The 2,843-nt window shown below is 40.3% G+C and carries 2 protein-coding genes; both read right to left on the bottom strand.

Annotated features, from left to right (window positions below; genetic code table 11):
• A partial coding sequence (locus GX437_01070; protein ID NLJ06237.1) for a UvrD-helicase domain-containing protein occupies window positions 1–2,466 on the bottom strand: 2,466 nt, incomplete at its 3' end.
• 2 nt (window positions 2,467–2,468) lie between these two features.
• A partial coding sequence (locus GX437_01065; GenBank protein ID NLJ06236.1) for a pyridoxamine 5'-phosphate oxidase family protein occupies window positions 2,469–2,843 on the bottom strand: 375 nt, incomplete at its 5' end.

The following is a 2,843-nucleotide window of genomic DNA, read 5'->3' as shown; positions in this document are numbered from 1 at the left end:
CATGGCATTCAGATTGTCCATCCATGCATAGAGCTTTTCTTCATAATATTCCTTGTGAAAAATACTGTCTTTCATTCTTTGACCATATCTGACAGGCACCACAGGGAACATGTCAAAAGGTTTTTCCTCAGGCCTGCACCAGACTATCTGGGTTTTACCGGAAAGATGGTCAATTGACCAGTTGCAATAAGGTATGATGACTATTTTAAACTGTAAACCCTTGGATTTATGAATGGTCATCACCTTCAGGCCTTTGGTTTCATCAGAAATACGGATGGGCAGGCTGTGTGCTTTTTCTTCCCAGTATTCAATAAATTCAGTAACAGATTGTTTAAATTTAGCTGAAAAATCGAGAATCAGGTTTAAAAAAGCCGAGAGATACGCCTGTTCCCTTTCGAATTGGTAAAGGTTAAAACTACTGATAATCAGCTCAGTAAGTGCATATAAAGAAAGAGCAGCATGTCGGCTGAACACCTCCCTCAGTTTCGACAGGATTTCATTTTCTTCTTTCCCATGAATATAGTTTAAAAGATGGTCAATATCAGGATTTTGGGAAGATTCATTGAAAAGAAGATTATGGCTGAACAGTAAATCAGCGAGATTGAGTTTATCTTCAGCATCGAGATAATATTTCAGGCAACAGACAACAAACCTGATTGCCACCGAAGAACCAATTGCGAGAGTTTCCTGAGAAACGATGGTAAAATCAGTATTTTCGAGCAGAAAAGAAGTAATTTCCTGTCCTTCCGAATTGGTACGGGTCAGAATAGCCATGTCGTCAGCTTCATAACCGTCCTGAAGAAGCGAATAAAGCAAATCAGGCAGCTTTTCCCTCACTTTTGCCTTCCAGTTGGCATTTTCATCAGACTTTATAAATGAAATCTGTACAAAACCCTTTTCATTTTCTTTGTTTTCAGGTATATTCTGCACCACATCCCTGTAGGCCTGTCTGATAATATCTGCCAGATTCCGGTCTTCTTCCGATGTTTTTTCCACTTCTTTCAGGTTAAGAAACTTTTCAGGCAGGAAATCAGACAATAGCCAAAACAGTTGATTATTGAAGGCTATGATTTCGGGGCAGCTTCTGTAATTAACATCCAGATTAAAATTTTTAACCAATTGATGATCAATGTCATTATAGATTTTATGGAGCAAGAGAGACCAATCGCCACCTCGCCAGCGGTAGATGGATTGCTTGACATCGCCAACCACCAGATTGTTATAGCCCGAAGCAAGGTTGTTTTTCAGCAGGACGAGCAGGTTGTGCCATTGAAAAGCTGAAGTATCCTGAAACTCATCAATGAAGAGGTGATTGAGCCAATAGCCTGTTTTTTCATAAATGAAAGGGGCTTCCTCGCTTTCTGTCATCTGATAAAGCAACTGGTTGACATCGCTGAGCATCAGTACGTTGTTTTCTGTCCGGTAACGGATGATTTCCCTGTTCAGGTAGCCAATGATCCCCAGCACATAAATATTTTGTTTGATCAGTCTGGCTGTCTGGTAGGTCATGATATGCTGCCTGTGATAATCATAAAGACTGGTTGTAAGCGACAGAAGTCCATTATTCAGGAGTGTTTCAATCCGGTTTTTAATGTCTTTGCCGGAAGATGAAGAAAACCATTTTGAAAGGTCGTCAATCGCTTCAGATACCCTTTTCCCCGGCTCTTTATCAGGTTCGGAAAGAAGTTTAAACAGCCATCCGGCTACCCCATTGTTCTTGTAGCTGAAATCATTAACTTCCATACCGGCTGATGTTATCATCCGCGTGGCTGTAACGGCATTGCTTTTCTGATGATACTCAAAGTCGTTAATGATTTTCTTAAGTTCATCCAGATACTGGTTCAGTTTATCCTTATCTTCAAGTATAGTCAAAATACGGGAAGAAAACAAAGCAAATTTTTCTTTCAGGCTTTCAGGGGCAAGTGTCTGGATATCTTTTTTGTAATTCCATTTTTGTTCTTCATTGAATTTTTCGGTTGCAAAAGAAATCAACCAGTCGATCAGGTATTCATCTTTCCCTGCCTGGCTGATAAGCCGATCGGAGGCTTCTTCAAGAACCATTTCTGTGTCGAGTTCCAGGTTATAGCCGCTATGAATGCCCAGTTCTCTGGTAAAAGCCCTCATGACCACCTGAAAAAAACTGTCGATGGTGGATACATTAAAATGATGGTAACTATAAAGGATATGCCTTAATATATCCTGTGCCCTCAGCCTGAGAAACAGCTCCGACTTTCCGGGCATGTTTTCTTTGATATCAGCAAAAACAGCCGATTCTTCCCCTGATGCTATTTTGAATAATTCATTAACAATCCTGCTTTTCATTTCAGCAGTGGCTTTGTTGGTAAAGGTAACAGCCAATATATGCCTGAAATTTTCAGGATTCTGAAAACAGAGCAATAAATATTCAATAGTGAGGCGGTGGGTTTTACCGGAGCCGGCTGAAGCAGAAAAAATCTTAAGTGCCATAATCAACCAAATTCTCTGATATGGGTACAGATTTCTCTGATTTTCACCTTGAACACAACCACATTGTTGACAGCCGGATCATTATATCTAAAATCCTGTTTTTCAGTGTATTGTCGCATTATATGATTCAAAATTTCCTTTTTTTCATCCGGACTTTCAACAAATTCCACCTTCCCGGCAGCAACAACGCTTTTGTAAAGCATGGAATAACTACAGGCCACTGTTTCGTGTCTTATGTGAAGTTTTTCGTCAAGGCTGAAGGCTATAGAAACTTCAGGATTGCGGGCAAGGATGTCAAGTTTTTTTCCTCCGGGGCCTGTATGCAGATATAGGTAACCCTCATGATAGCCAAAATTCATGGGCACCACATAAGGTAT

The organism is Sphingobacteriales bacterium, assembly GCA_012517435.1.
GTDB lineage: Bacteria > Bacteroidota > Bacteroidia > CAILMK01 > JAAYUY01 > JAAYUY01.
The sequence above is the reverse complement of the archived record's forward strand: the minus strand, read 5'-3'. Positions and strand labels throughout refer to the sequence as shown.